The organism is Citrobacter sp. C348 (assembly GCF_047467975.1).
In the GTDB taxonomy this organism is placed as follows: Bacteria; Pseudomonadota; Gammaproteobacteria; order Enterobacterales; family Enterobacteriaceae; genus Citrobacter; species Citrobacter gillenii.
Genome location: NZ_JASJUJ010000008.1, coordinates 1 through 25,021, shown reverse-complemented (window position 1 = coordinate 25,021; position 25,021 = coordinate 1). Strand labels below are relative to the sequence as shown.

General features: G+C 50.9%; 29 protein-coding genes. 16 read left to right on the top strand and 13 right to left on the bottom strand.

Annotated elements, in window-relative coordinates:
* Positions 1–71: 71 nt before the first annotated feature.
* Positions 72–479, top strand: coding sequence for a lactoylglutathione lyase (gloA, locus tag QNN86_RS15470; protein WP_003029198.1), 408 nt, complete (start codon positions 72–74; stop codon positions 477–479).
* 94 nt (positions 480–573) lie between these two features.
* On the top strand, positions 574–1,221 hold the full coding sequence (gene rnt, locus QNN86_RS15465; RefSeq protein WP_096757157.1) for a ribonuclease T: 648 nt from the start codon (positions 574–576) through the stop codon (positions 1,219–1,221).
* Positions 1,222–1,271: 50 nt separating this feature from the next.
* On the opposite strand, the gene grxD is transcribed toward rnt, so the two are convergent.
* Positions 1,272–1,619: a monothiol glutaredoxin 4 gene (gene grxD, locus QNN86_RS15460; protein WP_003832760.1), complete on the bottom strand. Its 348-nt coding sequence runs from the start codon at positions 1,617–1,619 to the stop codon at positions 1,272–1,274.
* A gap of 332 nt (positions 1,620–1,951) precedes the next feature.
* Between grxD and QNN86_RS15455 the strand changes: the two genes are divergently transcribed.
* A complete protein-coding gene (locus QNN86_RS15455) occupies positions 1,952–2,782 on the top strand; it encodes a C40 family peptidase (protein WP_117343058.1) in 831 nt (276 codons plus the stop codon).
* Between the two features lie 127 nt (positions 2,783–2,909).
* Positions 2,910–3,491: a superoxide dismutase [Fe] gene (gene sodB / locus QNN86_RS15450; protein ID WP_181619348.1), complete on the top strand. Its 582-nt coding sequence runs from the start codon at positions 2,910–2,912 to the stop codon at positions 3,489–3,491.
* 40 nt (positions 3,492–3,531) lie between these two features.
* Here the strand turns inward: sodB and QNN86_RS15445 are convergent, their stop codons facing one another.
* Both QNN86_RS15445 and cydH read right to left on the bottom strand, forming a co-directional pair.
* The gene (locus QNN86_RS15445; protein ID WP_182269878.1) at positions 3,532–4,701 is read right to left on the bottom strand and encodes an MFS transporter; all 1,170 of its coding nucleotides are present in this window, start codon (positions 4,699–4,701) and stop codon (positions 3,532–3,534) included.
* 178 nt (positions 4,702–4,879) lie between these two features.
* Positions 4,880–4,969 (bottom strand): cytochrome bd-I accessory subunit CydH, encoded by a 90-nt coding sequence (gene cydH, locus QNN86_RS15440; protein ID WP_072036634.1) that lies wholly within the window; start codon positions 4,967–4,969, stop codon positions 4,880–4,882.
* A 297-nt stretch (positions 4,970–5,266) separates the two neighbouring features.
* Between cydH and purR the strand changes: the two genes are divergently transcribed.
* Positions 5,267–6,292 carry an HTH-type transcriptional repressor PurR gene (gene purR / locus QNN86_RS15435; protein ID WP_096757161.1) on the top strand — a complete coding sequence of 342 codons (1,026 nt, stop codon included), beginning with the start codon at positions 5,267–5,269 and terminating at the stop codon, positions 6,290–6,292.
* Between the two features lie 17 nt (positions 6,293–6,309).
* On the opposite strand, the gene punR is transcribed toward purR, so the two are convergent.
* Positions 6,310–7,221 (bottom strand): DNA-binding transcriptional activator PunR, encoded by a 912-nt coding sequence (gene punR / locus QNN86_RS15430; RefSeq protein ID WP_181619346.1) that lies wholly within the window; start codon positions 7,219–7,221, stop codon positions 6,310–6,312.
* A 112-nt stretch (positions 7,222–7,333) separates the two neighbouring features.
* Here punR and punC point away from each other — a divergent pair, with 112 nt between their 5' ends.
* The gene (gene punC, locus QNN86_RS15425) at positions 7,334–8,539 is read left to right on the top strand and encodes a purine nucleoside transporter PunC (RefSeq protein ID WP_279278113.1); all 1,206 of its coding nucleotides are present in this window, start codon (positions 7,334–7,336) and stop codon (positions 8,537–8,539) included.
* Between the two features lie 290 nt (positions 8,540–8,829).
* Positions 8,830–9,978, top strand: a complete 1,149-nt coding sequence (cfa, locus tag QNN86_RS15420) for a cyclopropane fatty acyl phospholipid synthase (RefSeq protein WP_414211576.1) — start codon at positions 8,830–8,832, stop codon at positions 9,976–9,978.
* Between the two features lie 45 nt (positions 9,979–10,023).
* Here the strand turns inward: cfa and QNN86_RS15415 are convergent, their stop codons facing one another.
* Positions 10,024–10,665, bottom strand: coding sequence for a riboflavin synthase subunit alpha (locus QNN86_RS15415; RefSeq protein ID WP_096757165.1), 642 nt, complete (start codon positions 10,663–10,665; stop codon positions 10,024–10,026).
* Between the two features lie 217 nt (positions 10,666–10,882).
* Here QNN86_RS15415 and mdtK point away from each other — a divergent pair, with 217 nt between their 5' ends.
* Positions 10,883–12,256: an MdtK family multidrug efflux MATE transporter gene (gene mdtK / locus QNN86_RS15410; protein WP_279276892.1), complete on the top strand. Its 1,374-nt coding sequence runs from the start codon at positions 10,883–10,885 to the stop codon at positions 12,254–12,256.
* Between the two features lie 45 nt (positions 12,257–12,301).
* On the opposite strand, the gene QNN86_RS15405 is transcribed toward mdtK, so the two are convergent.
* Positions 12,302–13,000 (bottom strand): RluA family pseudouridine synthase, encoded by a 699-nt coding sequence (locus QNN86_RS15405; protein WP_414211573.1) that lies wholly within the window; start codon positions 12,998–13,000, stop codon positions 12,302–12,304.
* Positions 13,001–13,143: 143 nt separating this feature from the next.
* On the opposite strand from QNN86_RS15405, the gene QNN86_RS15400 reads away from it, so the two are divergent.
* Positions 13,144–13,452 carry a monooxygenase gene (locus QNN86_RS15400; RefSeq protein ID WP_137400073.1) on the top strand — a complete coding sequence of 103 codons (309 nt, stop codon included), beginning with the start codon at positions 13,144–13,146 and terminating at the stop codon, positions 13,450–13,452.
* A gap of 127 nt (positions 13,453–13,579) precedes the next feature.
* Here QNN86_RS15400 and catA read toward each other — a convergent pair whose 3' ends face one another.
* The 4 genes from catA to QNN86_RS15380 form a co-directional block, all read right to left on the bottom strand.
* Positions 13,580–14,257 (bottom strand): type A chloramphenicol O-acetyltransferase, encoded by a 678-nt coding sequence (gene catA, locus QNN86_RS15395; protein WP_174360826.1) that lies wholly within the window; start codon positions 14,255–14,257, stop codon positions 13,580–13,582.
* A 214-nt stretch (positions 14,258–14,471) separates the two neighbouring features.
* Entirely contained in the window at positions 14,472–14,720 is a 249-nt protein-coding gene (locus tag QNN86_RS15390; protein ID WP_137400071.1) for a hypothetical protein, read from the bottom strand.
* Positions 14,721–14,802: 82 nt separating this feature from the next.
* The gene (locus QNN86_RS15385; RefSeq protein WP_174360825.1) at positions 14,803–15,177 is read right to left on the bottom strand and encodes a hypothetical protein; all 375 of its coding nucleotides are present in this window, start codon (positions 15,175–15,177) and stop codon (positions 14,803–14,805) included.
* A 240-nt stretch (positions 15,178–15,417) separates the two neighbouring features.
* Positions 15,418–15,807: a hypothetical protein gene (locus QNN86_RS15380; protein WP_414211570.1), complete on the bottom strand. Its 390-nt coding sequence runs from the start codon at positions 15,805–15,807 to the stop codon at positions 15,418–15,420.
* A gap of 729 nt (positions 15,808–16,536) precedes the next feature.
* Between QNN86_RS15380 and QNN86_RS15375 the strand changes: the two genes are divergently transcribed.
* The gene (locus QNN86_RS15375) at positions 16,537–16,881 is read left to right on the top strand and encodes a DUF1294 domain-containing protein (RefSeq protein ID WP_182269885.1); all 345 of its coding nucleotides are present in this window, start codon (positions 16,537–16,539) and stop codon (positions 16,879–16,881) included.
* Positions 16,882–16,909: 28 nt separating this feature from the next.
* Here the strand turns inward: QNN86_RS15375 and QNN86_RS15370 are convergent, their stop codons facing one another.
* Positions 16,910–17,482, bottom strand: a complete 573-nt coding sequence (locus tag QNN86_RS15370; protein ID WP_096757170.1) for a TetR/AcrR family transcriptional regulator — start codon at positions 17,480–17,482, stop codon at positions 16,910–16,912.
* A gap of 99 nt (positions 17,483–17,581) precedes the next feature.
* On the opposite strand from QNN86_RS15370, the gene QNN86_RS15365 reads away from it, so the two are divergent.
* From QNN86_RS15365 to trpS, 5 genes are all read left to right on the top strand, one after another.
* Positions 17,582–18,475, top strand: a complete 894-nt coding sequence (locus tag QNN86_RS15365) for an ABC transporter six-transmembrane domain-containing protein (protein WP_170972986.1) — start codon at positions 17,582–17,584, stop codon at positions 18,473–18,475.
* A 119-nt stretch (positions 18,476–18,594) separates the two neighbouring features.
* Entirely contained in the window at positions 18,595–19,704 is a 1,110-nt protein-coding gene (locus QNN86_RS15360) for an AI-2E family transporter (RefSeq protein WP_414211567.1), read from the top strand.
* Between the two features lie 118 nt (positions 19,705–19,822).
* A complete protein-coding gene (locus tag QNN86_RS15355) occupies positions 19,823–21,607 on the top strand; it encodes a diguanylate cyclase (RefSeq protein WP_414211565.1) in 1,785 nt (594 codons plus the stop codon).
* Between the two features lie 116 nt (positions 21,608–21,723).
* A complete protein-coding gene (locus QNN86_RS15350) occupies positions 21,724–22,527 on the top strand; it encodes a PhzF family phenazine biosynthesis protein (RefSeq protein ID WP_414211563.1) in 804 nt (267 codons plus the stop codon).
* Positions 22,528–22,760: 233 nt separating this feature from the next.
* Positions 22,761–23,765: a tryptophan--tRNA ligase gene (gene trpS / locus QNN86_RS15345; RefSeq protein ID WP_182269888.1), complete on the top strand. Its 1,005-nt coding sequence runs from the start codon at positions 22,761–22,763 to the stop codon at positions 23,763–23,765.
* Here the strand turns inward: trpS and QNN86_RS15340 are convergent.
* Positions 23,751–23,936, bottom strand: coding sequence for a hypothetical protein (locus tag QNN86_RS15340; protein WP_115258589.1), 186 nt, complete (start codon positions 23,934–23,936; stop codon positions 23,751–23,753). The two genes, trpS and QNN86_RS15340, sit on opposite strands and share 15 nt — an antisense overlap.
* Before the next feature lie 197 nt (positions 23,937–24,133).
* Here QNN86_RS15340 and QNN86_RS15335 point away from each other — a divergent pair, with 197 nt between their 5' ends.
* Positions 24,134–24,517 carry a cupin domain-containing protein gene (locus tag QNN86_RS15335; RefSeq protein WP_096757175.1) on the top strand — a complete coding sequence of 128 codons (384 nt, stop codon included), beginning with the start codon at positions 24,134–24,136 and terminating at the stop codon, positions 24,515–24,517.
* A gap of 218 nt (positions 24,518–24,735) precedes the next feature.
* Here QNN86_RS15335 and QNN86_RS15330 read toward each other — a convergent pair.
* Positions 24,736–25,021 (bottom strand): autotransporter outer membrane beta-barrel domain-containing protein (locus QNN86_RS15330; protein ID WP_414211560.1); only part of this gene is annotated, 286 nt, incomplete at its 5' end.

The following is a 25,021-nucleotide window of genomic DNA, read 5'->3' as shown; positions in this document are numbered from 1 at the left end:
TAGCGGCGCAACAACGCCGCTATACTAAAACAACATATTGAATGTACTGGCCATTTTTGAAGGGGAAAAAGATGCGTTTACTTCATACCATGCTGCGCGTAGGTGACCTGCAGCGTTCCATCGAATTTTACACCAACGTGCTGGGCATGAAGCTGCTGCGTACCAGCGAAAACCCTGAATACAAGTACTCTCTGGCCTTTGTTGGCTACGGTCCTGAAACCAGTGAAGCCGTGATCGAACTGACCTATAACTGGGGCGTCGACAAATATGAGCTGGGCACTGCCTACGGCCATATTGCCCTGAGCGTAGACAACGCCGCAGAAGCCTGCGAGCGCATTCGTCAGAACGGCGGCAACGTGACGCGCGAAGCGGGTCCGGTCAAAGGCGGGACGACGGTTATCGCATTTGTAGAAGATCCGGACGGTTACAAAATCGAACTGATCGAAGAGAAAGACGCAGGCCGCGGCCTGGGTGACTAACCTCCCCTCGGGCGCAGATCGTCTGTGCCCGTAGTTTTATACTCATCATTTTGTCATAATACGCGCTGCAATTTTCCCGTATTAAGAGACCCAGATGTCCGATAACGCTCAACTTTCCGGTCTGTGTGACCGTTTTCGTGGTTTTTATCCTGTCGTCATTGATGTAGAAACAGCAGGATTTAACGCCAAAACCGATGCGCTGCTCGAGATTGCAGCCATCACGCTGAAAATGGATGAACAAGGCTGGCTGATGCCGGACATGACGTTGCATTTCCACGTCGAACCGTTTGAAGGGGCAAATCTGCAACCAGAAGCACTCGCGTTTAACGGTATTGATCCGAGCAACCCGCTGCGCGGCGCGGTCAGCGAATACGACGCTCTGCACGCCATCTTCAAAATGGTGCGTAAAGGCATCAAAGACAGCGGCTGCAATCGGGCGATTATGGTTGCGCATAATGCCACCTTCGATCACAGCTTCATGATGGCAGCCGCCGAACGCGCCTCACTGAAGCGCAACCCATTTCACCCGTTTGTGACCTTTGACACTGCGGCCTTAAGCGGTCTTTCGCTCGGGCAAACCGTACTGTCTAAAGCGTGTCTGGCTGCAGGAATGGAGTTTGATGGCAACCAGGCGCACTCTGCGCTGTATGACACCGAACGGACGGCAGTGCTGTTTTGCGAAATCGTTAACCGCTGGAAACGCCTTGGTGGGTGGCCCCTGCCAATGCCTGAAGAAGCATAAGCGGACCATAAAAAAAGCGACCAGACTGGTCGCTTTTTCGTTTCTGCTGATTACTCAGCGTCCGGCTCTTCGGTTTTGTACTTCGCCGCAGTCTCTTTGATAAGCTGCTGCAATTCACCGCGCTGGTACATTTCGATTAAAATGTCGCAGCCGCCAACCAGCTCACCATCAACCCACAGCTGCGGGAAGGTTGGCCAGTTTGCGTATTTCGGCAACTCGGCGCGAATATCCGGGTTTTGCAGAATATCAACATAAGCAAAGCGTTCACCACAGGCAGACAGCGCCTGCACAGCCTGAGCGGAAAAACCGCAGCTTGGCAGTTTAGGAGAACCTTTCATGTACAGGAGAATCGGGTTTTCAGCGATCTGGCGCTGGATTTTTTCGATAGTGGTGCTCATTATCTTGCTTCCTTAACTTCTTTTACGGCAGTAGTCTGACATTGTAACGGGTCTGACTGACAACGGAAAATAACATTTTTCTTACGGTTATTATTTTATCGCCAGTCGCCATAAGTTGCATTCAGAATCTTACTTATCCCTTTTATGCACAAGGAATTGATTATCCCTTCGCCAGTATTGGCGTTGATTGCTGTTTTTTTTTGCGGTCGGTAACGAAACACTATTTTAAACAAAAAAAGCTATTAACTTTCCCCGTTTCTATAGATTAGAATCATCAAGTTTTGAAAATCACACGCAGGCATGATAGACCTGCCCTAACAGAGGACTGCTCAGTGGCGCGGATAAACCGGATCTCGATCACGCTCTGTGCTTTGCTTTTTACCACACTCCCTTTTACGTCAGTGGCCCATGCTTCCAAGCAGGCCAGGACGACACCTGCCGTTTCCCACACGCTCAAAACGGTAGATAAAAAGAAAAGCGCGACAGCCAGTAAAAAAGTCACACAAACCAGCAAGAAAACGGCAAAAAAAACCACCAGTAAATCCAGCACCAAAACCGCTTCCTCTTCCAAAAAACGCACCGCGACACCTGCAAAAACAACCAAAACGGTCAACCGTCGCAGTAAAGTCGCAACAACACAAACCGCTGCGGTCACCTGGACTGAAAAATGCACCCCGCGCAAAGGTCACAAGCCGCGCTGTGTAAAAGTAAAATCAACAGCCCCGGTAGCCCTCGCCGATGCCCATAAAGTGAAAGTGCAAAAAGCGACCAAAACCGCGATGTCTACCCTGATGAACCAGATCGGTAAACCCTACCGCTGGGGTGGATCTTCGCCGAGAACCGGTTTTGATTGCAGTGGTCTGGTTTACTACGCGTATAAGGACCTGGTGAAGTTTCGTATTCCGCGTACTGCCAATGAAATGTACCACCTGCGCGACGCGGCACCGATCGACCGCGATGAACTGAAAAACGGCGATTTGGTCTTCTTCCGTACCCAGGGCCGCGGCACCGCCGATCACGTTGGTGTCTACGTTGGCAACGGTAAATTTATTCAGTCACCACGTAGCGGTCAGGAGATCCAAATCACCTCCCTGAGTGAAGATTACTGGCAACGCCACTATGTGGGCGCTCGTCGTGTCATGACGCCAAAAACAATTCGCTAAAATCTTACCCTACAGTATGTGCTGTAGGGTAAGTTCTTCTTTTGCATAACCTTTCAATTTGCTACCCTATCCTTACTCACAATGAGGCTATTGTGTGTACTCAATATAAATAATAAGGAGAGAAGCAATGTCGTTCGAATTACCTGCATTACCGTATGCCAAAGATGCTCTGGCGCCGCACATTTCTGCTGAAACGCTGGAATACCACTATGGCAAACACCACCAGACTTACGTTACTAACCTGAATAACCTGATCAAAGGCACGGCGTTTGAAGGCAAATCACTGGAAGAGATCGTGCGTAGCTCTGAAGGCGGTGTGTTTAACAACGCAGCCCAGGTCTGGAACCACACCTTCTACTGGAACTGCCTGGCACCCAATGCGGGCGGCGAACCGACCGGTAAACTGGCTGAAGCCATTGTTGCATCCTTTGGTAGCTTCGCTGATTTCAAAGCACAGTTCACCGATGCGGCAATCAAGAACTTCGGTGCTGGCTGGACCTGGCTGGTAAAAGGTACCGATGGCAAACTGGCTATCGTTTCCACGTCAAATGCCGGTACGCCACTGACCACAGATGCAACGCCGCTGATGACCGTTGACGTGTGGGAACACGCCTACTACATCGACTATCGCAATGCGCGTCCTGGCTACCTGGAACATTTCTGGGCGCTGGTGAACTGGGAGTTTGTTGCGAAAAACTTCGCAGCATAAAAATGATAACGCAGAAGGGACTCCCTTCTGCGTTTTAGCGTTAGTTCGTGACGCTGCAGGCCTCGTCAGGCTGTTTTCTCGCGGAGACAAAGACCAGTAGCAACGCCATCCCAGCCACAATTGCCCCCATCACCGGGACAAAACTATAACCTAAACCACCCGATATCACTGCTCCACCCGCCGCCGCACCTAGCGCATTCCCCAGATTAAACGCACCAATGTTGACCGAGGATGATAAGCCCGGCGCGTCGCTGGCAACACGCATCACGCGCATCTGTAACGGCGGAACTACCGCAAAGGTTGCCGCACCCCAGACTACCATGCTGATAGCTGCGCCCAGTTCACTACGCGCCAGTAACGGGATCGCCAGCATAATCACCATCAATAGCAGCAAGAAGCCTTTCAGCGTGCCGTTGACTGAGCGGTCCGCCAGCTTGCCACCCAGATAGTTACCGATTGAGAACCCGACGCCAATCAGCACCAGCATTCCGGTAACAAAGACAGGCGTGGCATGGGTGATGCTGTGCAGCACCGGTGAAATATAGGTATAGAGCGTGAACATCGCACCGGCTCCCAGCACGGTAGTCAGCAACGCTGACACCACCTGCGGGCGCATGAGCACCGCCAGCTCTTTGCGCACGTCCGGGCGCTCCCCGGCTCCGCCATTCGGCAACGAGAAGAACAGGCTGACCATCGAGATAACACCCAGACCCGCCGTTGCCATAAATGACATGCGCCAGCCGATGGTTTCACCCAGCCAGGTCGCTGCAGGAACGCCGCCAATATTGGCGATGGTGAGTCCCATAAACATGGTGGCGACAGCGCTGGCCTGTTTGTGCTTTGGCACCACGCTTGCCGCCACAACCGAGCCGAGACCAAAAAACGCCCCGTGGTTAAGACTGGTCAGAATACGCGACAGCATCAGAGTGGTGTAATCCGGTGATAACGCCGACAGCACGTTGCCGAGCGTAAAAATCGCCATCAGGAAAATCAGCGCATTGCGACGCGCGCGATGGGAAAGCAATAGGGTCATTAACGGTGCACCGACCATCACCCCTACCGCATAGGCGCTAATTAGCATCCCTGCCGCCGGAATCGAGACATCGACGCCTTTAGCGATGACCGGTAATAGCCCCATCGGAGAAAACTCTGTCGTGCCGATACCAAACGCCCCTATCGCCAGCGCCAGTAGTGGATAATTTATTTTCATACAGCGACTCCGTAACGTCGAGCCGTGGCACGACACAGAATAAGAGTCGAAAGCATGACATTGATCGCAAAAATAATAAAGTTAACAAAAATGCAAAAGACTTTTGCTTATTTGCAAACAATAGCGGCAGGAGGACGGGGGGGCGGGATGAGGGAGAGTGCTCTCCCTCGGCGATAAATCAATGCAGCGCGGCGGTTAAACCACTGGCGACAATCAGACCCAGAACAATAATGGTGGTGACTAACGAAAATTTCAGATCGGTGCTCATCAAGTTTTCTCCTTTTTATTCCCACACAAAAAGTGATATTGCGCATTTTTACACACTTGAAGGTAAAAATCTCTCACGATTTATATTGATAAATGCTTTTAACTCTTCCCCTTTTGGTTAAGATCAGACAAAATTCCACGCTTACTTGATTAGCGTACCGGCCATTGACCCCTTCCTGACGTTCCGTGTCGTTTTCCTGGCGTACCGCAACCCTGATGTTGCGCGAAGGGTGTGTGAAGGCAAACGTTTACCTGGAGTATTCTCAGGAACTTAGGATATGGTCTGGAGTGAGATGTAATGGCAACAATTAAAGATGTAGCGAAGCGAGCAAACGTTTCCACTACAACCGTATCACACGTAATTAACAAAACACGCTTTGTCGCGGAAGAAACGCGCAATGCCGTCTGGGCAGCGATTAAAGAACTACATTATTCCCCAAGCGCGGTGGCACGCAGTCTGAAGGTGAATCACACCAAATCGATTGGCTTGTTGGCGACCAGCAGCGAAGCCGCCTACTTTGCGGAAATCATTGAAGCCGTTGAGAAGAACTGCTTCCAGAAAGGCTATACGCTGATTCTGGGCAACGCGTGGAACAGCCTCGAGAAGCAGCAGGCCTACCTCTCCATGATGGCGCAGAAGCGCGTAGATGGTCTGCTGGTGATGTGTTCTGAATACCCGGAACCTCTGCTTTCCATGCTCGAAGAATATCGCCATATTCCGATGGTGGTGATGGATTGGGGCGAAGCCAAAGCCGATTTTACCGATACGGTCATCGATAACGCCTTTGAAGGCGGGTATATGGCAGGCCGTTATCTGGTTGAACGCGGTCATCGCGAGATTGGTGTGATCCCAGGGCCTATGGAGCGTAACACCGGCGCCGGTCGTCTGGCAGGCTTTATGAAAGCAATGGAAGAAGCGCTGATTAAAGTGCCTGACAACTGGATTGTCCAGGGTGATTTTGAGCCTGAATCCGGATATCGCGCCATGCAGCAGATCCTCTCCCAGTCGCACCGCCCGACCGCCGTCTTCTGCGGTGGTGATATCATGGCGATGGGCGCGCTTTGCGCCGCTGACGAGATGGGCCTGCGCGTCCCGCAGGATGTGTCGCTGATTGGTTACGACAACGTGCGTAATGCCCGCTTCTTCACCCCGGCATTAACCACCATTCATCAGCCAAAAGATTCGCTCGGTGAAACGGCCTTTAACATGCTGTTAGACCGTATCGTGAATAAACGCGAAGAGTCACAGTCTATTGAGGTGCACCCGCGCCTGGTAGAACGTCGCTCCGTGGCCGATGGTCCGTTCCGCGATTATCGTCGATAATCTGTTGTGCGGGAGCCTTACTCTGGCTCCCGCAGCCACTCTTTATTCAACGTTTCACTGTCCCCTAAATAGTCCAGCAGCCATCTCAGCGCAGGCGACGTATCGTTTTGCTGCCAGGTCAGGCAACAGGCGGCATCAGGAAAGGGATTCTCAAGCTGAAGTGCCACCCATTTTCCACTGTCGATCCACGGTTTGGAAAAATGCGTCGGCACCATCCCCACGCACAGCCCCGCCGATAAACAGGTGGCAGAGGATTCCCAGTCAGGCACTACCACCCGTTTTTGGTTATCCAGTAGCCAGGTAATACGTTTTGGCAGCGTACGGGAGGTATCTTCACGCACCAGCGACGGCCAGTTGCGCAACGCATCGTCACTGAGCGGTCCCGGCATCGACGCCAGCGGATGATGACTTGCCACCACGCAGTTCCAGCTCAACATTCCCATATCGCGAAACGTATAGCGCCCCCCTACCGGAATAGCCTGCGTCGCGCCAATCGCCAGCTCCACGCGCCCGTCCGATAGCGCATCCCAGACGCCGTTAAACACCTCCTGAAAAACGATTAACTCCACATCATCAAAATGACGGTAGAAATCCACAATCATCTGTCGGGTCCGTTCCGGCCTGACAATATTATCGACGGCAATCGCCAGTTGCCCACGCCAGCCGTTGGCAATTTGCTGACATTGTTGGCGGGTGATCTGCATTTTTTTGATAACAGAGCGCCCTTCTTTTAAAAACCACGCCCCGGCGGGGGTTAATTCCACATCCCGATGGCGACGTTCGAAAAGAGGCACAGCCAGCCACTCCTCCAGTTGACGCACAGTATAGCTCACCGCCGAAGGCACGCGGTGCAACTCCTGGGCGGCAGAACTAAAGCTGCCGTTGCGTGCGACTGCATCCACCACTTCAAGGGAATATTCTGACCACATACTCTGCCTGCAAAAAATTTGAAATCAATAAGCAAATATTAGCGTTTCACAGCAAGAATTTCACTCACTACACTCAGCGGCACTGTTCTATTGCTTATAAAGAGAAATAATGATGCAACCTGGAAAAGGGTTTTTAGTCTGGCTGGCAGGTCTTAGCGTGCTCGGTTTTCTGGCAACGGATATGTATTTGCCAGCATTTGCGGCTATTCAGTCCGATTTGCAAACCCCAGCATCAGCCGTCAGCGCCAGCCTTAGCCTGTTTTTGGCGGGCTTTGCCATCGCGCAACTTTTATGGGGGCCACTCTCCGACCATTATGGCCGCAAGCCTATTTTGCTATTAGGCCTCTCCATCTTCGCGCTGAGCAGTCTTGGCATGCTTTGGGTCGAAAACGCCACCGGCTTGCTGGTGCTGCGCTTTATCCAGGCTGTGGGTGTCTGTGCGGCGTCGGTTATCTGGCAGGCGCTGGTTGCCGATTATTATCCCTCACAAAAAGTGAACCGTATCTTTGCGACGATTATGCCGCTGGTCGGATTATCCCCTGCGTTAGCGCCATTGTTAGGTAGCTGGATCCTGGTGCATTTTTCCTGGCAGGCTATCTTTGCCACTCTGTTTGCCATCACGCTGATCCTGATGCTGCCGGCTCTGCGCCTGAAGCCCACGGCTAAGGCGCGTGACGATAGCCAGGATAAGCTCACCTTTGCCACCCTTTTGCGCTCCAGAACCTACCGCGGCAACGTGCTGATTTATGCCGCCTGTTCCGCGAGCTTTTTCGCGTGGCTGACCGGCTCACCGTTTATCCTGAGCGAAATGGGCTATAGCCCGGCCGTCATTGGCCTGAGCTATGTGCCGCAAACCATCGCCTTTTTGATAGGCGGATACGGCTGTCGTGCCGCCCTGCAAAAATGGGAAGGCCGTCAATTACTGCCGTGGCTGCTCATCCTGTATGCCGTGAGCGTCATCGCCACCTGGGCGGTCGGCTTTATTCACCACGTTGCGCTGGCCGAAATCCTGATCCCATTCTGCGTGATGGCAATAGCGAACGGTGCTATCTATCCGATTGTCGTTGCTCAGGCTTTGCGTCCCTTCCCACAGGCAACAGGACGTGCCGCAGCGCTGCAGAATACACTGCAACTGGGCTTATGCTTCCTGGCAAGTCTGGTTGTGTCGTGGTTGATCAGCACGCCGCTATTCACCACCACCAGCGTCATGCTGTCAACGGTACTGCTGGCGGCCGTGGGTTACAAAATGCAATCACAGAAAATTGACGCCCCGCAAACAGATGACCGTGCGCAAATTGCCCACGGAGAGTCGCACTAATAACGGTTGCGGGCATTTAATTAGCCCGCTAACAATTATCGATTGAACCCACAAAAATTCAGGTCTATACTGATTTCCAGTTGTTACAAAAACGATAATTTTTATGTGTTAACGGGAACACGCATGTTCCCGCTTAACCACGGATGGCCTTTTCGGTAAGGGGTTCTCCCTTCCTCTGTTCTACGTCGGAAAACAGATTCGCGGATTCATTCCGTGAGATTTCTCACAAAGCCCAAAAAAGCGTCTACGCTGTTTTAAGGTTCTGATCACCGACCTGTGATGGAGAAGCTATGAGTTCATCGTGTATAGAAGACGTCAGCATCCCGGATGATGACTGGTATCGAATCACCAGTGAATTATTAAGCCGTGCGGGCATTACCATTAATGGCACTGCACCGGCAGATATTCGCGTTAACAACCCCGATTTTTACAAGCGCGTTTTACAGGAAGGTTCGCTGGGTTTAGGTGAAAGTTATATGGATGGCTGGTGGGAATGCGATCGGCTGGACATGTTTTTTACTCAGGTTTTACGTGCCGGCCTTGAAGGCCAACTCCCCCGCCACTTTAAAGACACGCTGCGAATCGCCGCCGCGCGCCTGTTCAATTTACAGAATAAAAAACGCGCGTGGGTTGTCGGAAAAGAACACTACGATTTAGGCAACGATCTCTTCACCCGCATGCTTGACCCCTATATGCAATATTCCTGCGCCTACTGGAAGGACGCCACAACCCTGGAGTCAGCCCAACAGGCGAAACTCAAAATGATCGCCGAAAAATTACAGCTCAAACCGGGGATGCGCGTGCTGGACATTGGCTGCGGCTGGGGAGGCTTGTCCCAGTTTATGGCCGCCCATTACGGCGTCAGCGTCGTGGGGGTGACCATTTCTGCCGAACAGCAGAAACTGGCGCAAACGCGGTGTGAAGGGCTGGATGTCACTATTTTACTTGAGGATTACCGCGAACTGCACGATCGTTTCGACCGCATTGTCTCCGTTGGCATGTTTGAGCATGTGGGTCCAAAAAACTACAACACCTATTTTGATGTTGTCGATCGCAATTTAAAACCAGAGGGTCTGTTTTTGCTCCACAGCATTGGATCCAGAAAAACCGACAATAACGTCGATCCGTGGATCAATAAGTATATTTTCCCGAATGGTTGCTTGCCGTCCGTGCGCCAGATTGCCAACGCCAGCGAGCCGTACTTTGTGATGGAAGACTGGCATAATTTTGGCGCGGATTATGACACTACGCTGATGGCCTGGCATACGCGCTTTATGGCAACCTGGCCTGAAATCACCGATCGCTACACCGAACGCTTTAAACGTATGTTCAGCTACTACCTCAACGCCTGTGCCGGCGCATTTCGCGCCCGTGATATTCAGCTCTGGCAGGTGGTGTTCTCACGTGGCGTAGAACACGGTCTGCGCGTTCCACGCTAGTCATTCTCGCCCCCGCCTTCAACGGGGGCCTGGAAACGCGCCGGCTTAGACTTCGCCGGTGACGTGATTTACTGCACTTTCTTTTGCCGCCAGCACGCGCTCAACGGTATCCACGACCGCCTGCGTTTGTGGGTCGATTTCGATGTTGACCCGAGCCCCCAGTTTTTTCTTACCCAGCGTCGTACGCTCCAGCGTTTCCGGGATCAAATGCACGCAAAAACGCGTCGGTGTTACTTCGCCAACCGTCAGGCTGATACCATCAATGCCGATAAATCCTTTGTACAGGATATATTTCATCAACGACGCATCCTGCACCTTAAACCAGATCTGACGATTATTTTCTGAGGTCAGAATTTTTGATATCTCAGCGGTAGTCATAATATGGCCTGACATTAAATGCCCGCCGATCTCATCGCTGAATTTTGCCGCGCGCTCTACGTTGACCCGATCGCCCACTTTAAGCTCGCCCAGGTTGGTAATACGCAGCGTTTCTTTCATCAGGTCAAAGCTGATGTGATTGCCGTTAATGTCGGTCACCGTCAGACAACAACCATTGTGTGCTACCGATGCACCCGTCTCCAGGCCATCCAGCATGTATTCAGGTAACTCCACTACATGCGTACGAAAATTTGGTTTCTCATCAATAGACACCAGTTTCGCGGTGCCCTGCACAATACCCGTAAACATACCTCTAACTCCTGAACGTAATTAAGACATATCTGTTGTGCACAATAGCAGGTGAAAATTGCGGTTGCCAGCAATGCACCGCCCCCACCTGTTTTTTCACTGGAGAATTACGTATTCCTCGCTACAATAGACTGCAATTTCCCCTGTATTTTCTTCTTGCTGCCCTCTCAGGCGGCTTTTTTAGTCTCTCAAATAACAACAATATCATGGTGTAAACGTGCAAAAGTATGTAGTTGAAGCGCGTCAGTTATTAGCTCTGGCAATTCCGGTGATTCTTGCGCAAATCGCCCAAACCGCAATGGGGTTCGTCGATACCGTCATGGCAGGCGGATACAGCGCGACGGACATGGCTGCCGTCGCTATCGGGACTTCCATCTGGCTTCCGGCCATCTTATTTGGTCACGGACTCCTGCTGGCGCTAACGCCGGTCATTGCGCAACTTAATGGCTCTGGTCGCCGCGACCGCATTGCCCATCAAATACGCCAGGGTTTCTGGCTGGCGGGCAGCGTATCCGTACTCATTATGGTAGTGCTATGGAATGCGGGATACATTATCCGCTCTATGCACAACATCGATCCGGCGTTGGCCGATAAAGCCGTCGGCTACCTGCGCGCGCTGTTGTGGGGGGCGCCAGGCTATTTATTCTTCCAGGTGGCTCGTAACCAGTGCGAAGGTCTGGCCAAAACCAAACCCGCGATGGTGATGGGGTTTCTCGGCCTGTTGGTGAACATCCCGGTTAACTACATTTTCATCTACGGACATTTTGGCATGCCGGAACTCGGCGGCGTAGGCTGCGGCGTAGCCACTGCAGCGGTGTACTGGGTGATGTTTCTCGCCATGTTGTCCTACGTTAAACGTGCGCGCTCAATGCGTGATATTCGCAACCTCCGCGGTTTCCAGAAACCCGATACCGCGGTGATGAAGCGTCTGATCCAACTGGGCTTACCGATTGCGCTGGCGTTATTCTTTGAAGTCACGTTGTTCGCCGTAGTGGCATTGCTGGTTTCCCCGCTGGGGATTGTGGACGTGGCCGGACACCAAATCGCGCTGAACTTTAGCTCGCTTATGTTCGTTCTGCCGATGTCGCTGGCTGCCGCCGTGACAATTCGTGTCGGTTATCGTCTGGGCCAGGGATCAACGCTTGACGCCCAAACCGCTGCCAGAACCGGGTTAGGCGTCGGTGTATGCATGGCGATGTTAACCGCAGTGTTCACCGTGACCCTGCGTGAGCACATCGCCCTGCTCTACAACAATAATCCTGAAGTGGTGACGCTGGCTGCCCAGCTCATGTTACTGGCCGCCGTGTATCAGATATCGGACTCGATTCAGGTGATTGGCAGTGGGATCCTGCGTGGTTATAAAGATACGCGCTCCATTTTCTTTATCACCTTTATCGCCTACTGGGTGCTGGGTTTACCGAGCGGATATATCCTCGCACTGACCGACCTGGTGGTTGATCGCATGGGTCCAGCAGGCTTCTGGATCGGCTTTATTATCGGTCTGACCTCTGCCGCAATTTTGATGATGCTGCGCATGCGCTATCTGCAACGCCAGCCTTCCGCCATTATTTTGCAACGCGCAGCGCGATAACGCCCCGCAATAGCCGCCACCCGGCGGCTATTATCTCCGCCCTATTCAGAACGGACTGGCATTGTGGACGTGGATCGCATCTCCGCTGACGGGATGCTTAAAATGCAGCTCGCTGGCGTGCAGCATCAGTCGCGGCGTCCGTTCTGTACCCGGTAACAGACGACCACCATACAGATCGCAGCCCCAAATGGCATACCCCAGATGTTGACAGTGAATCCGCAACTGATGGGTGCGACCGGTTTCAGGGAAAAGCTGTACCCGCGTTAGCGGCAGCATCGTCCCGTCTTCCAGCGGATGAATCAAGCGCTCGACGACCCGATAGCGGGAGCGCGCGGGTTTGCCGCTGATGGCGCATATCGACATTAGCGGAAACAGCGCTGGATCTTTGGCAATAGCCGCGTCAATCACCCCGTCATCCTCGCTCAGATGCCCACAGAGCAAGGCGCTATACACCTTGGTGACGGCGCGCTGACTGAATTGCTGACACAGCGCGGCATTGATCGCCTTATTGCGGGCAATTACCATCAGCCCGGAGGTACCAAAATCAAGCCGATGCACCAGCGTGCAGCCGGGATAAATCTGAACCAGCCGGTGATGTACCGAGTCGATATTTTGCGGATTTTTTCCCGACAGGCTTAGCAAACCGGTGGGTTTATTGATAAGAAGCAGATGGTCGTCCTGATAGAGGACCTCTATCTCGTCATGGCACGGCGGAGCAATAAAGGTATCAAAGAGAGTAGACATCAGGCAGCCATGATAAAGTACGGGAGCGGATCATAACGAATTTTCAACCGACTGGCGAATCAGCGATCTTTTGCCGTTTATTGTGCAATAAATTAAAAATAAGATACTGACTTACCCGCATCAGCGTTATCCATGGAGGAATTATGTCAAACACACTATTGCAGTTGCACTTTGATTTTCAGGGCCCGTTTGGCGAAGAGATGTCACGCCAGCTTGTCGACCTGGCAGAATCCATTAACCAGGAGCCTGGCTTTATCTGGAAAATCTGGACAGAAAACGAAGCAACCCAGGAAGCCGGCGGCATCTACCTGTTCCAGGACGAAGAAACTGCGCTGGCATATGTTAAAAAGCATACAGCCCGTCTGAAGCCGCTGGGTGTGCAAAACGTGCAATTCAAAATCTTTAATGTCAATGAACCGTTAACGCGCATTAACCACGGCATGACTGAGTAACATTGTTGCTTCATCACAGGCAAAATAAAGGGCGGCTTTACGTTCAAGCTGCCCTGTAGCGGGAGGTTATGTACTCTTAGCAGACATGACTGCTATCCTTGCTGGTAATAAGAGATCGTCTGGCACATCAAGCATTGCGTTCTTCTGAATGGTGCAATATGTTATCGCTAATCTCTTGTAACTCATTGATCAATCTTGCCACATGAAAACCATCGCACACGGAATGATGTACCTGAACGGCGAGGGGTAACATTACTTTTCCATCCTGGTTGTAGTATTTCCCAATAGTGAACATGGGGGAAAAAAAGTTCTGCATGTTGGCAACGTTGATATTGAAGCTGGTAAAACTTACCCAAGGAATGGCCGACACGAAAAATATATTTTCCAGCGACTCTCCCTTAGGCCAGTAAGAAAGGTTATTACCATAGCGTGCCATGTCTTCTGCATAAACATGTTGAAAGTGATGAATATTGCCATCGTAGTGACTCCATAATGATGAAAAGGTCTCCGTTTCATTATGGAAAATCGTATAACTTGGATGAACTTCATTCCATATGACAAGCTCATTGTCCTTTATCGCCATACGAAACTCTGTATGTCTGTTTACGACTTTAGAGAGCAGGAAAATAATAGTAGGATAAAATTTCCAGCCAACCTCTTTTATATGTTTTAACAGCGCGGTAATGTCTAAGAGAACTGTTTGGTTAAATGTGCTTTGTGCAAAGGTCTGAAATACCTCAAAATGCTCCTTCCTTGCCCAACAAGATAAGTCAACTGGCGTATATTCTGGGATTGTTTTTTTCATTTTTAGTAGCCTTTAATAAGCACGCATACAGACCCGAACCATTTTGGTTGCGAACGCATTCGTGAGAGTAGCGCATCCTTGTAAATAAGGGAAGGAAATGATAACCCTTTAATATATAAGATGATAAAGGGAGACGTATCGCCTCCCTTGAAGTATTGAACGCGAGCACTATCAATGCGCTAACACGACAACGCTGTCAGTTGCGTATCGTTTATCATTCGAACCAGCAACGGTTGCCATTATCTGCCTGGGAGGCATCGGGGATTTCATCACAAGGCGGCAGAGTGAATCCGTCTCGAGTCACATAATGGCTATGATTTCCTGCTTCTTCATTATAACCCTTATTGTTTTTATGATGATGGTGGCCAGCTCCCTGATAATCATCATTTGCAAGAGGTACCACACAGCCATAGAGGGAACCACAAACCGCAGAAACTATCAGAATTTTAAAAATAGTTTTCATTGATCAACTCGATAAAGATGAAGTGTTATGATGTAACCTACTAAACAGACTACCGCCCACAGTATAAAAATAGGATTATTCATTATTTTAAATTTACGCCCTGTACCTGATCATTAGACTGATTAACGTCTAAAATCATCCGTACACCTTCTTTTGAGACAAATTCTAAAGGTGCGTTATCATCCTGTTTCCAGCCATTAGCAACCAGTAGGGGAACAACCTCACTCAATTTTTTACCGGCTACAGCCTGATCTATAGTGCGTTCAGCGGGGGCTAATTCCGCGTGATGGTGTTTCATGTTTTCGCGTTTACTTTTATGAATATCACATGTGCCGTTACCATCAGTAACTTGTGTGCAACCTGATTTCTCAAGCTGGCTACGGTATGAGGCGCTAATAGCGTTAGCATTACCCACCACAGACAAACAAAGCAACACCATAATTAATTTTGCTTTCATTACATTTACCCTTTGTGTATATCGTCAATGTTTTTATTTACAGCTCACCCAATCATACCGCCACGTATTTTATGCTTTAAAAAGCTTTTCTTTATCCATGGCGATAAACTACATATTTCTGAAGAACATCCCCCCTATATCCAAAATAATTCGAATTTCATAAAGTCAGTAATTGTGTGATAAATTCGTCAGGAACGAATTTGAACAGCCGAAGGCTGGCCCCCGGTGTGGGGTCTTTTATTACTTGATGATCTGGGCATTTGCCACAAATCCTTTTTTATCCTCAATGACGCGCATCAGGTGAACGCCTTTTTCCCAGTCGCCATCTGCCTGCTGACGCCAGCCACGCTCTATCAAATATTCTTCTGCGGCGATCCCTTTGAGGTTGATAATATTCTCAGCCTCTTTAACGTACTGCGGCACGTTGGATTCATTTACCGAGTTAGGTGTATGCTTCACGGCGTTTTTTGCATTCTCTGCCTTTGTTTTGTGGATGTCGCACCCCTTGCCAGCATTCATCTCGTTGCAGCCGGAACGCTCCAACTGGGCACGGTACTGTGCGTTGATGGCGTGCGCTGGTGCGGTGGTCATTGCGACTAAGGTCAGGCTAGCGATGAGTACTTTTTTCATTCTTTGGTTTCCAGTTCGTTAAATCCGTTGCACCGCGTCCACGGGCGGTAGTGATATTTCGCGTGTTGAAATATGACCGCCTGGTAAATTCAAGTCAACGGCTGAAAACGCCTTGAAATTTGTTCGTTAAATGTTAAAAGCAGCATCTATTTAGCGCATTTACTTCATATGAAAGTTATCATGACAAGTGGGAAATCAGAATAACGATGAGAAGACACAGTGATATTTAAAGGAAAATATGGTGGCATTGAATACATAAAAGTGAATCTGCATTACACTATGCTCACTTTAATTTTAAGCACTGACAATATATTACGATATATAATAAAAATCGGTTTATAATATATTAATGTAGACATTCACACCTTCCCAGTCATTAACTTTTCAATTTCCCCACTCATCAAGCCTCTCCTCTTAGCAATAACCCTCTATCATCTCTGTCCATATCTGTAACAACCCCTTAAAGAGGGATGCGTATTTATCTCTAAAGGAGTAGTAAAAATAGGACTAAAGATTGATGTAAGTCAATTGGCATCGCGTATTTTTATTTGTGAGCGTCCTTGCGCACAAGTCTGGTATTAAAAAGACAAATTTTAGAATAGAACATTATTCCAGTAAGGTTTATGAGTAACAGGTTATGGTTACGGCTTCCGACAGGGGTTCTGCTCGCCGTGGGTATTGCGTACAATGCAGGGTCGATACTCTCTGGAAATGGCTGTGGCGAATACTATGAATCTCAATCGCGGTTGTTATTTGCTGCTGATCCTCGCCGCGATCGGCAGCCTGTTTACATCTCATCCCTTTATTATATGGTTACTGCTCGCCAACGTACTGACGCTGGTGATTTACGGCCTGGACAAAATGGCGGCGCGAAAAGCCTGGCGCAGAGTGCCAGAATCCACATTACTGATGTTTGGCGTTATCGGTGGATGGCCCGGCGCGATAGCAGGTCAACAGCTCTTTCGCCACAAAACACAAAAACAGCCATTCAAAACCTACTTTATCATCAGCGTATTATTGAGCATCTCCGTGATGGTAGCGGTGTATCAGCTCTGTCCTTTTTCGCCTTTCTGAACATTGGCTACGCACGAACTATGCAGCTTTACAACATCTGCCTGATAAAGTCGTGGAGATCATCGCTGGCCAACTGACATTTCTCAGGTGAAGGATGAATAATCAGGTTCTCTGAGTACCCGTTAAGCATGGCAACGAACTGGCGTGTAACACGTTCGGCATCCAGCGCCCGGAACGCTTTCAACCCCACACCTTCACGAATAATGTCGGCTATCATTTCCATCCAGCAATTCATATTGCGCTCTGCAAGCTCTGCGTAAGCGGCGTCATGGCTCGCCAGACGCCATAAAGAGTCATAAAGCTGCCAGACGGCATCCGGACCTTCAGGAAGGTAGTATTTGATCAATACGCTTAACTTTTCGTGAGGTTCGCGCCCGGCTAACGATTCGGTTAAATCGTCCAGCTCTTGTTGCATAAATCGTTCCAGCGCGGCAAGGCACAGTGACTGCCAGTCCTTAAAGTAGTGATAGATATGGCTGCGAGAAAGGCCGAGGTGTTCCGTCAATTCCCGAGTCGTCACCTTCTCTATCCCTTTTTCGATAAACAGCGCCACTGCGCCATCCAGAATTCGTACTCTCAACTCTTCTGTCTTTTTTTTCACCAACTCACCCCGCATTGACTTTGAGCAACCGCTCAAATACACTCGATCTGCAATAATTGAGCAACCGCTCAATTATTAATTTTAACAGAATCACAGATAATGATAAGCCTTAAGAGTCACGATAAATCCACATCCTTATACAGTGCAGTTGGCACGCTTAAGTCTCTGGCCCGCCGCCACCGTAAAAAACTCCTGGTCACATTTCTTCTCGTCGTTGCCGAGAACCTGACGTATCTGCTGTATCCGCTAATGGCCGGCTTTGCCATCAATGCAATTATTGCGGGTAACGCCTTACATGCGGTTTTTTATGCCGTTGTGGTGTTTATTATGTGGGCCATTGGGGCGGCTCGTCGGAGTGTTGATACCCGTACATTTACCCGGATCTATGCTGAGTTGGCGGTTCCCGTCATTCTCGCTCAACGTCGGGACAATCAAAATACCTCGACCATTGCAGCACGGGTCGCGCTTTCCCGCGAGTTCGTCGATTTTTTTGAAAAGCATCTGCCTGCGCTGATCACCTCGATCGCCTCTATTCTGGGGGCTGCCATCATGCTGCTGGTTATAGAGTTGTGGACGGGTGTGGCCTGCCTTGTCATTCTTGGTTTTTTTTCACTGTTCCTGAGCAGCTATACGCGCAAAAACGAAGCGCTTTTCCTGCGATTAAATAATCGACTCGAAAAAGAGATAGCCATGGTCAATAGCGCCGCCGCCTCCCCGCTCGGCAAACATTACCGCCTGTTGTCCCGGCTGCGTATTTGTCTGTCCGACCGTGAGGCGCTGGGTTACTTGTCCATTGGCATTGTAGTCGCTCTGTTATTTGGCATGACGATCCTCATCATGACGCTCGGCGGCGGGGCTGATGCGGGTCACATTTACTCTGTGATGACCTATATGTGGATGTTTGCCATGAGCCTGGATGATGCTCCGCAGTTGCTGGAAAAGTATTCTCAGCTCAAAGATATTGGTAAACGAGTAAACACCGGACATGAATAAACCTCGGTAGACTCGCGTCCATTTCGCTCAGCGTGTCCTGGCACGCCGACAGTTGCAGGTTGGTAAATCCGCTGAACAGTTCTATAGTCGGGACTGCTTCTTATTTACAGGATCCACTAATGCGTTATAACGGACTGACCAAAGGTTTTTTCATTTTCATTCTCGCCCTCGTGACGTGGGCGTTCTTTGATGTGCTGTCCCCTTACTTTTCCGCCATTCTGTGGGCCGCGATATTAACCACTATTTTTAATCCGGTGAAAAACAAACTGCGCAGCGCGCTGGGCGATCGCAACGGGCTGGCGTCACTTATCACCATTGGCATTATCTGCCTGATTGTCTTTATTCCCCTGATGGTGATCCTGTCATCACTGGCTATCGAACTGAACGTGGTGTACAGCAAGCTGCAACAGAACGACACGCAGTTCCCGGAAGTCGTCACCGCGATTCTGTCGTATCTCCCTGACTGGGTCAGAGGATTCCTTGCGGACCACCATCTGGATAACGTGGCACAAATTCGGCAAAAGCTCTCCGATGTTGCATTACAGGGCGGGCAGTACCTCGCCGGCAGTGCATTCCTGATTGGCAAAGGGACATTCGGCTTTGCCATCAGCTTTGGCATCATGCTGTATTTGCTGTTTTTCCTGCTCAAGGACGGGCCGTACCTGGTGCGTCAGATTCTGGATTCTTTACCGCTGACCGATTTCGCTAAACAGCACCTGTTTGCCAAATTTGTCGGTGTCACCCGTGCCACGGTAAAAGGCACAGCGGTGGTCGCGGTGGTTCAGGGCACACTCGGTGGCATTGCTTTTGCCATTGTGGACATCGACGGCAGCGTTCTGTGGGGCGCATTAATGGCGTTTCTCTCACTGGTGCCTGCGGTGGGTTCAGCCATTGTCTGGGTGCCCGCGGCAATTTTCCTCTTTGCCACACAGCAGTTATGGCAAGGACTGTTTATCGTCGGATTCTTCGTCATTATCGTCGGGCTGGTAGACAATATTTTGCGCCCATTGCTGGTGGGCAAAGACACCAAGATGCCCGATTATCTAATTTTGATTTCCACCCTCGGCGGGATGGAGATTTACGGTATTAACGGGTTTGTCATTGGCCCATTGATCGCGGCACTGTTCCTTGCCTGCTGGAATCTGTTATCCGGGCGCGATCACGAGGGCAACGTGGAGGAGATCGATAAAGACTTTATGGAAGAAGGAAAAAATCCTCCAGATTTATAACGGTATGACGATAATAAAGGGCGACCACGGGGTCGCCTTTTTATTGTCACGCAAAATCATACGTTTTCTATAATTTCAATCATGCACATTCATTACTCGTCGCAAAAGGAATAAACAGGTGCGAATAGCCACAATCACCAACTGGGCCTACAGTGCGACGGTATGCCTGACCCTCGCCTCCGGCGTGGTCATGCTAATGGCGTCAAGCGCCGATAACACCGAACGACAGGCGGTCGAACAGCGGTATGTATTCGATCAACTGACCGAAGAAGTTGAAATTGACGCCTGGTCACTGTCCGATCTGGCGCGCCTGTATGTGGTCAGTAAAGATCCTGATGCGTTGCAAGCCTACCAACAGAAAGAGACCTCGCTGAAAGCCGTTGAGCACCGATTGACGAAACTGAAGGATACCGGTGCATCAGGGGAAGAATTGGCGCTCCTGCACGAGGGATTGCAAATTGTTGATGCGCTACAGAACGAACAACAGACGGCGATCGAAAGCGTCGCGCGCGGAGAGCAGGCGCAGGCTATCGCCCTGCTCTTCGGTAAATCCTATGAGCAGGAGCTCGAACGGACGCAGGATAAAATAGACCATTTCCGCCAGATGCTCGACAGCCGCGCCCGCAACGCCATTGAGGACGCCACGCAGACGTCCCGTACACTGCGCACGCTGTCCGAAGTGATGGTCGGACTGACGGCACTGCTGTTTTTGTTTGTCCTCGGCTTTATTTTAAAACGTCGGGTGCTGCGCCCCGTCGTGCGACTGAGCGACGTCGTTCATCGACTCGCCTCGCAGGATTACGCGGTTGAAACACCTAACTTTAACCAGATTGATGAAATCGGCGATATGGCACAGGCCATCCGCATTTTTCGCGAGAATGGCCTGGTACGGCAGCGGCTGGAGAAAGAGCGTGACGCCGACTGGGCGATACGCGAACTGCTGGCACGGATGACTCAGCGCTTACAGGGCTGTGAGAACTTCGCTGACGTTATCAATGTTGCACAACTGTTCGCGCCGAATATTGCTCCCGGCGTCGTCGGACGGCTCTACATTCTCGATCGGGAACCGTGGCAGATGCGCTGCGTCGCTGAGTGGCTTTCTCCGCAGGGAAAAGCCGATGCCTTCCACCCGGACGAATGCTGGGCCGTGCGTCGCGGGCAGAGTCATCCCCCGGTCCACGGCGAGCCGGACATCGCCTGCTACCATCTGCCAGAGTCATGTCAGGATCACACGTTGTGTGTGCCGTTGATTGCTCAGGGTGAAGCTATCGGCCTGCTCTCATTTCAGAACCTCAGCGATGATACCGCGCCTTCCCGCGCGTATCTGGAACTGATGGCAGAAGCGCTCGGTCTGGCATTAGCCAATCAGCGTCTGCGCGATGCGTTACTGGAAAAAGCACTCTACGACCCGCTGACCGGTCTGCGCAATCGCCATCATCTGGAAGACACTTTGCGAACCCAGATGGGCCAGGCGATACATAATCAGACACCCATCAGTTGCCTGATGATTGATATTGATCACTTCAAAGATGTCAACGACCGGTTCGGCCACGAGGCGGGCGATGGCGTTATCAAGGGCGTTGCCGCGATTATTCAGCGCGCCATACGCGACAGTGGGATGGCGTTCCGCTACGGTGGTGAAGAGTTTTTGGTCCTGCTCAGCGGCATGGGTGAAGAAGAGTCTAACCGCATGGCGACGGAGATCTACAACGGTGTGCATGCGCTTACGCTGCGCTTTGGGACGTCGGACATCAGCCATATCGACGTGTCTATTGGCGTTGCCAGCTACCCACAGCACGCCCAAAGCGACAACCTGCTGCGCGCCGCTGACGTGGCCCTGTATCGCGCCAAAGAGTTGGGCCGGTCACGAATTGTGAGCTTCGGTATGCTGCAAGCGAGCTAAACGCGGGCATATCGCGATATGTTATTGCCTGCAAGAGCATAAACCAATACGAAATTGCACGTTGTCATGGCATGGTAGAGCGTGAGATGACCGGAGAACAACAAGAGGACTATACGATGAAGCACATTGATTTTTACATGATAGATGCCTTTACCGACACCACTTTTGGTGGCAATGCCGCCGCAGTGTGTCCTCTTACAGAATGGTTGCCCGATGAGATATTATTAAAAATGTCTCAGCAACATAACCAGTCAGAAACCGCCTTCTTTGTCACCACCGATAGCGGCTTTGAGCTACGTTGGTTTACCACTCAGGGTGAAATCAATTTATGCGGGCATGCCACACTGGCTGCTGCACACGTCATCTTTGAACATCTTGACTACCCGGACACCACAATTCACTTCGAAACCCGATTTGTTGGCCCGCTGACCGTGACCCGCAGTGGCGAATGGCTGACGCTTGATTTCCCCGCCTGGAATACCGAATCGGTTATACCGCCGCCTTTACTATTGGAAACGCTGGGTATCACGGAATACAAAGAAGTCCGCGTGGCACGTGATTACATGGTCGTTATGGAGAATCAGCAGCAGATTGCAGCAGTACACCCGGATATTCACGCCATGCTTCCGCTGGGAAAAATGGTCTGCATTACGGCGCCAGGCGATGGGGAATATGATTTTGTCAGTCGTTTCTTCTGCCCAGGCGAGGCCGTTGCGGAAGACCCTGTCACAGGTTCGGCACATAGCATGCTCATTCCATACTGGGCTGAGAAACTGAACAAAACACAGATGCTGGCACGCCAGGTGTCCGAGCGCGGCGGGGATTTACGCTGCAAGTTAGTGGGCGATCGTGTCCATATTGGTGGGCAAGCCACAACGTATCTGACAGGTAAAGTACAGTTGCGTGAGAACGCGCGATAACAACGGTTGTCACGCCAATCAGCTCGCAGCGTGCATGGCTTTACCTCTTCATCACACCATGATATGTTCATTAAATGAATACAAAACACGATGTAAACAGCGTTAATAACAACCTGTGGTGGCAGCCTTCTTAAAGGCGGCCAGAATGTGTTTTCTCCATTTTAAATAACCGCCGAAAGGCGGTTACTTGCATTTGAAAGACCCCTTTCGGTTTGATGACTAAGGAGTCTGACATGAACAACAAAACCATTATTCTTACTGGCGATCGCCCAACCGGCCCATTACATCTCGGCCACTTTGTTGGCTCGCTACGCCAGCGTGTTGCCCTGCAACGTGATTATCAACAGTTTGTGCTGGTCGCGGATCTTCAGGGGCTTACCGATAACGGCAGCAATCCGCAAAAGATCCGCAATAACATCCCCGAAGTGCTCGCCGATTATCTTGCCGCGGGGATTGATCCTTCACTCACGACAATTTGCTTGCAGTCTGCTTTACCGGCGCTTGCTGAACTGACTGCGCTTTATATGAACATTGTTACCGTGGCGCGCGTGGAGCGTAACCCAACGGTAAAAAATGAAATTATGCAAAAAGGGTTCACCCGCTCTCTACCGGTTGGTTTCCTGGTTTACCCGATCAGCCAGGCGGCAGATATTACGGCCTTCAAAGCCAGCGTTGTCCCCGTCGGCGACGATCAATTACCGATGATCGAGCAGACTAACGAAATCGTACATAAGATGAATAGCTTATTACCGACTCCCATTTTACAGCATTGTAAAGCGATGTTGAGCGAAACCACCCGCCTGCCGGGGATCGACGGCAACGCCAAAATGTCTAAATCGCTCGGTAACACGTTGCTTCTTTCTGCCAGCGAAGAGACCATTCATCGCGCGGTCAGCGCCATGTACACCGATCCTCACCATTTGAAAGTGACCGATCCGGGGCGGATAGATGGCAATATGGTGTTCACGTATCTGGATGCTTTTCACCCGAACAAAGCAAAAGTTGCGGAAATGAAAGCGAACTACCAGCAAGGTGGGCTGGGGGATAAAACGTGTAAAAATGAGCTGGAGGTGTGCTTACAAGAGCTTATTGCCCCCATGCGAGAGCGCCGTGCGACCTACATCCAGGATAAAGGTATGTTGATGGCGCTATTGCAAAAAGGGAGCGAGCGGGCGCATGACGTCACGCAGAAAACAGTAAGGGAAGTGAAATGTGGGCTGGGATTACCCGTTTTCTGACACGCGCAATTTCCCGCTTCTCAGCAGCGCCATCTCTTGCTTGCAGAGCAGCACCACAGCCTGACGTCCCTTGACACGGCGGGATGTCAGAGCCCTTTTCACCGTACGGCGACTCGCGCCAGATTCCAGCATCTGAAAACACATCAGGGAGAGCGTCGGATTATTTTTCATCAAAAATTCACTTGGTTGAGTTAGCCAGTAGCGTTGCGGCAGAAAGCGGACATTTTACGCTAATCCGGGCACGGCTTAAACCCGGTCTACGGGTAGGTCCTGTTGCAGAATTCCCCATGGCGAAACCGAACAACAAACAACCAGGCTGATATAATTGAAGAGCGGCCATGTGCGTAATCAAGCTAAGGAGGTGCGCAATGGACAAAGCAGATGTGAAATCATTCGATATACCCGATGAGGTTCGCGAGTTTGCGAATGGACGACTGGAACTTCTCAATATCGGCGGAGCCATCGTCGGACGTGCGGTGCTGGAGCCCGGCTGGCGATGGGCGACATCGATCCAGTCGATAGCGGGAACAAAGAGTTGTGAAGCCCCGCATTTTCAATACCACGTAGCCGGGGTGCTGCGGGTAAAAATGGACGATGGCAGTGAATTTGATTGCCGCCCCGGCGATCTGTCACGCATCCCTCCAGGGCACGATGCCTGGGTCGTCGGGGATGAGTCGGTGGTCATTGTTGACTTTCAGGGCATGGTCGACTGGGCCAGACATAAAGATACCGGCTGTAACGACTCGCCATAACAGCAAAAAGTCCCGGATGATCGCGACAATCACGACGATAACGGGGCTGATGCCTCTGAAGTTTGCGCAATTTATCAGATGCTGAACATGACGTTCAGGTTCAGTTGGCGGGCAGCAAAGTAACCTCACTGCCGCCAGAAATTTGACAGGCTCCGGCTGACAAAACCTGTATGAAACAATGGCAAGCCTCTTCCTGAGGCCTGCCATGACTTTATGACCTAGAAGCTGTATTTCATCCCTACCATCGCAGATGAGTCGCTGTAGCCTTTGTCACCGACCTGGACGCCCACGTTACCCCACAGATTCAGGTGGTCGTTCAGCTTGCCTTCCACGCCGGTTTTGATTTCTCCGAGATTGCGCGCCCCGTCCTGATACACGCTCACCCCGTCCATCTTCGTACCAAAATCATGCGTGTTGTGCAGCCAGTTCACTTCCACAAACGGCTGGAAGGTCCGCGCTTTACCGTCATCTATTTTACTGTGTCCTTTCAGGTAGGTGCGTATG

What these genes read in the sequence shown, in the direction of transcription:
- gloA (WP_003029198.1), top strand. Translation starts at nt 72, where the DNA reads ATGCGTTTACTTCATACCATGCTGCGCGTAGGTGACCTGCAGCGTTCC.
- rnt (WP_096757157.1), top strand. Translation starts at nt 574, where the DNA reads ATGTCCGATAACGCTCAACTTTCCGGTCTGTGTGACCGTTTTCGTGGT.
- grxD (WP_003832760.1), bottom strand. Translation starts at nt 1,619, where the DNA reads ATGAGCACCACTATCGAAAAAATCCAGCGCCAGATCGCTGAAAACCCG.
- sodB (WP_181619348.1), top strand. Translation starts at nt 2,910, where the DNA reads ATGTCGTTCGAATTACCTGCATTACCGTATGCCAAAGATGCTCTGGCG.
- QNN86_RS15445 (WP_182269878.1), bottom strand. Translation starts at nt 4,701, where the DNA reads ATGAAAATAAATTATCCACTACTGGCGCTGGCGATAGGGGCGTTTGGT.
- cydH (WP_072036634.1), bottom strand. Translation starts at nt 4,969, where the DNA reads ATGAGCACCGATCTGAAATTTTCGTTAGTCACCACCATTATTGTTCTG.
- purR (WP_096757161.1), top strand. Translation starts at nt 5,267, where the DNA reads ATGGCAACAATTAAAGATGTAGCGAAGCGAGCAAACGTTTCCACTACA.
- punR (WP_181619346.1), bottom strand. Translation starts at nt 7,221, where the DNA reads ATGTGGTCAGAATATTCCCTTGAAGTGGTGGATGCAGTCGCACGCAAC.
- punC (WP_279278113.1), top strand. Translation starts at nt 7,334, where the DNA reads ATGCAACCTGGAAAAGGGTTTTTAGTCTGGCTGGCAGGTCTTAGCGTG.
- cfa (WP_414211576.1), top strand. Translation starts at nt 8,830, where the DNA reads ATGAGTTCATCGTGTATAGAAGACGTCAGCATCCCGGATGATGACTGG.
- QNN86_RS15415 (WP_096757165.1), bottom strand. Translation starts at nt 10,665, where the DNA reads ATGTTTACGGGTATTGTGCAGGGCACCGCGAAACTGGTGTCTATTGAT.
- QNN86_RS15405 (WP_414211573.1), bottom strand. Translation starts at nt 13,000, where the DNA reads ATGTCTACTCTCTTTGATACCTTTATTGCTCCGCCGTGCCATGACGAG.
- QNN86_RS15400 (WP_137400073.1), top strand. Translation starts at nt 13,144, where the DNA reads ATGTCAAACACACTATTGCAGTTGCACTTTGATTTTCAGGGCCCGTTT.
- catA (WP_174360826.1), bottom strand. Translation starts at nt 14,257, where the DNA reads ATGAAAAAAACAATCCCAGAATATACGCCAGTTGACTTATCTTGTTGG.
- QNN86_RS15390 (WP_137400071.1), bottom strand. Translation starts at nt 14,720, where the DNA reads ATGAAAACTATTTTTAAAATTCTGATAGTTTCTGCGGTTTGTGGTTCC.
- QNN86_RS15385 (WP_174360825.1), bottom strand. Translation starts at nt 15,177, where the DNA reads ATGAAAGCAAAATTAATTATGGTGTTGCTTTGTTTGTCTGTGGTGGGT.
- QNN86_RS15380 (WP_414211570.1), bottom strand. Translation starts at nt 15,807, where the DNA reads ATGAAAAAAGTACTCATCGCTAGCCTGACCTTAGTCGCAATGACCACC.
- QNN86_RS15375 (WP_182269885.1), top strand. Translation starts at nt 16,537, where the DNA reads ATGAATCTCAATCGCGGTTGTTATTTGCTGCTGATCCTCGCCGCGATC.
- QNN86_RS15365 (WP_170972986.1), top strand. Translation starts at nt 17,582, where the DNA reads ATGATAAGCCTTAAGAGTCACGATAAATCCACATCCTTATACAGTGCA.
- QNN86_RS15360 (WP_414211567.1), top strand. Translation starts at nt 18,595, where the DNA reads ATGCGTTATAACGGACTGACCAAAGGTTTTTTCATTTTCATTCTCGCC.
- QNN86_RS15350 (WP_414211563.1), top strand. Translation starts at nt 21,724, where the DNA reads ATGAAGCACATTGATTTTTACATGATAGATGCCTTTACCGACACCACT.
- trpS (WP_182269888.1), top strand. Translation starts at nt 22,761, where the DNA reads ATGAACAACAAAACCATTATTCTTACTGGCGATCGCCCAACCGGCCCA.
- QNN86_RS15340 (WP_115258589.1), bottom strand. Translation starts at nt 23,936, where the DNA reads ATGAAAAATAATCCGACGCTCTCCCTGATGTGTTTTCAGATGCTGGAA.
- QNN86_RS15335 (WP_096757175.1), top strand. Translation starts at nt 24,134, where the DNA reads ATGGACAAAGCAGATGTGAAATCATTCGATATACCCGATGAGGTTCGC.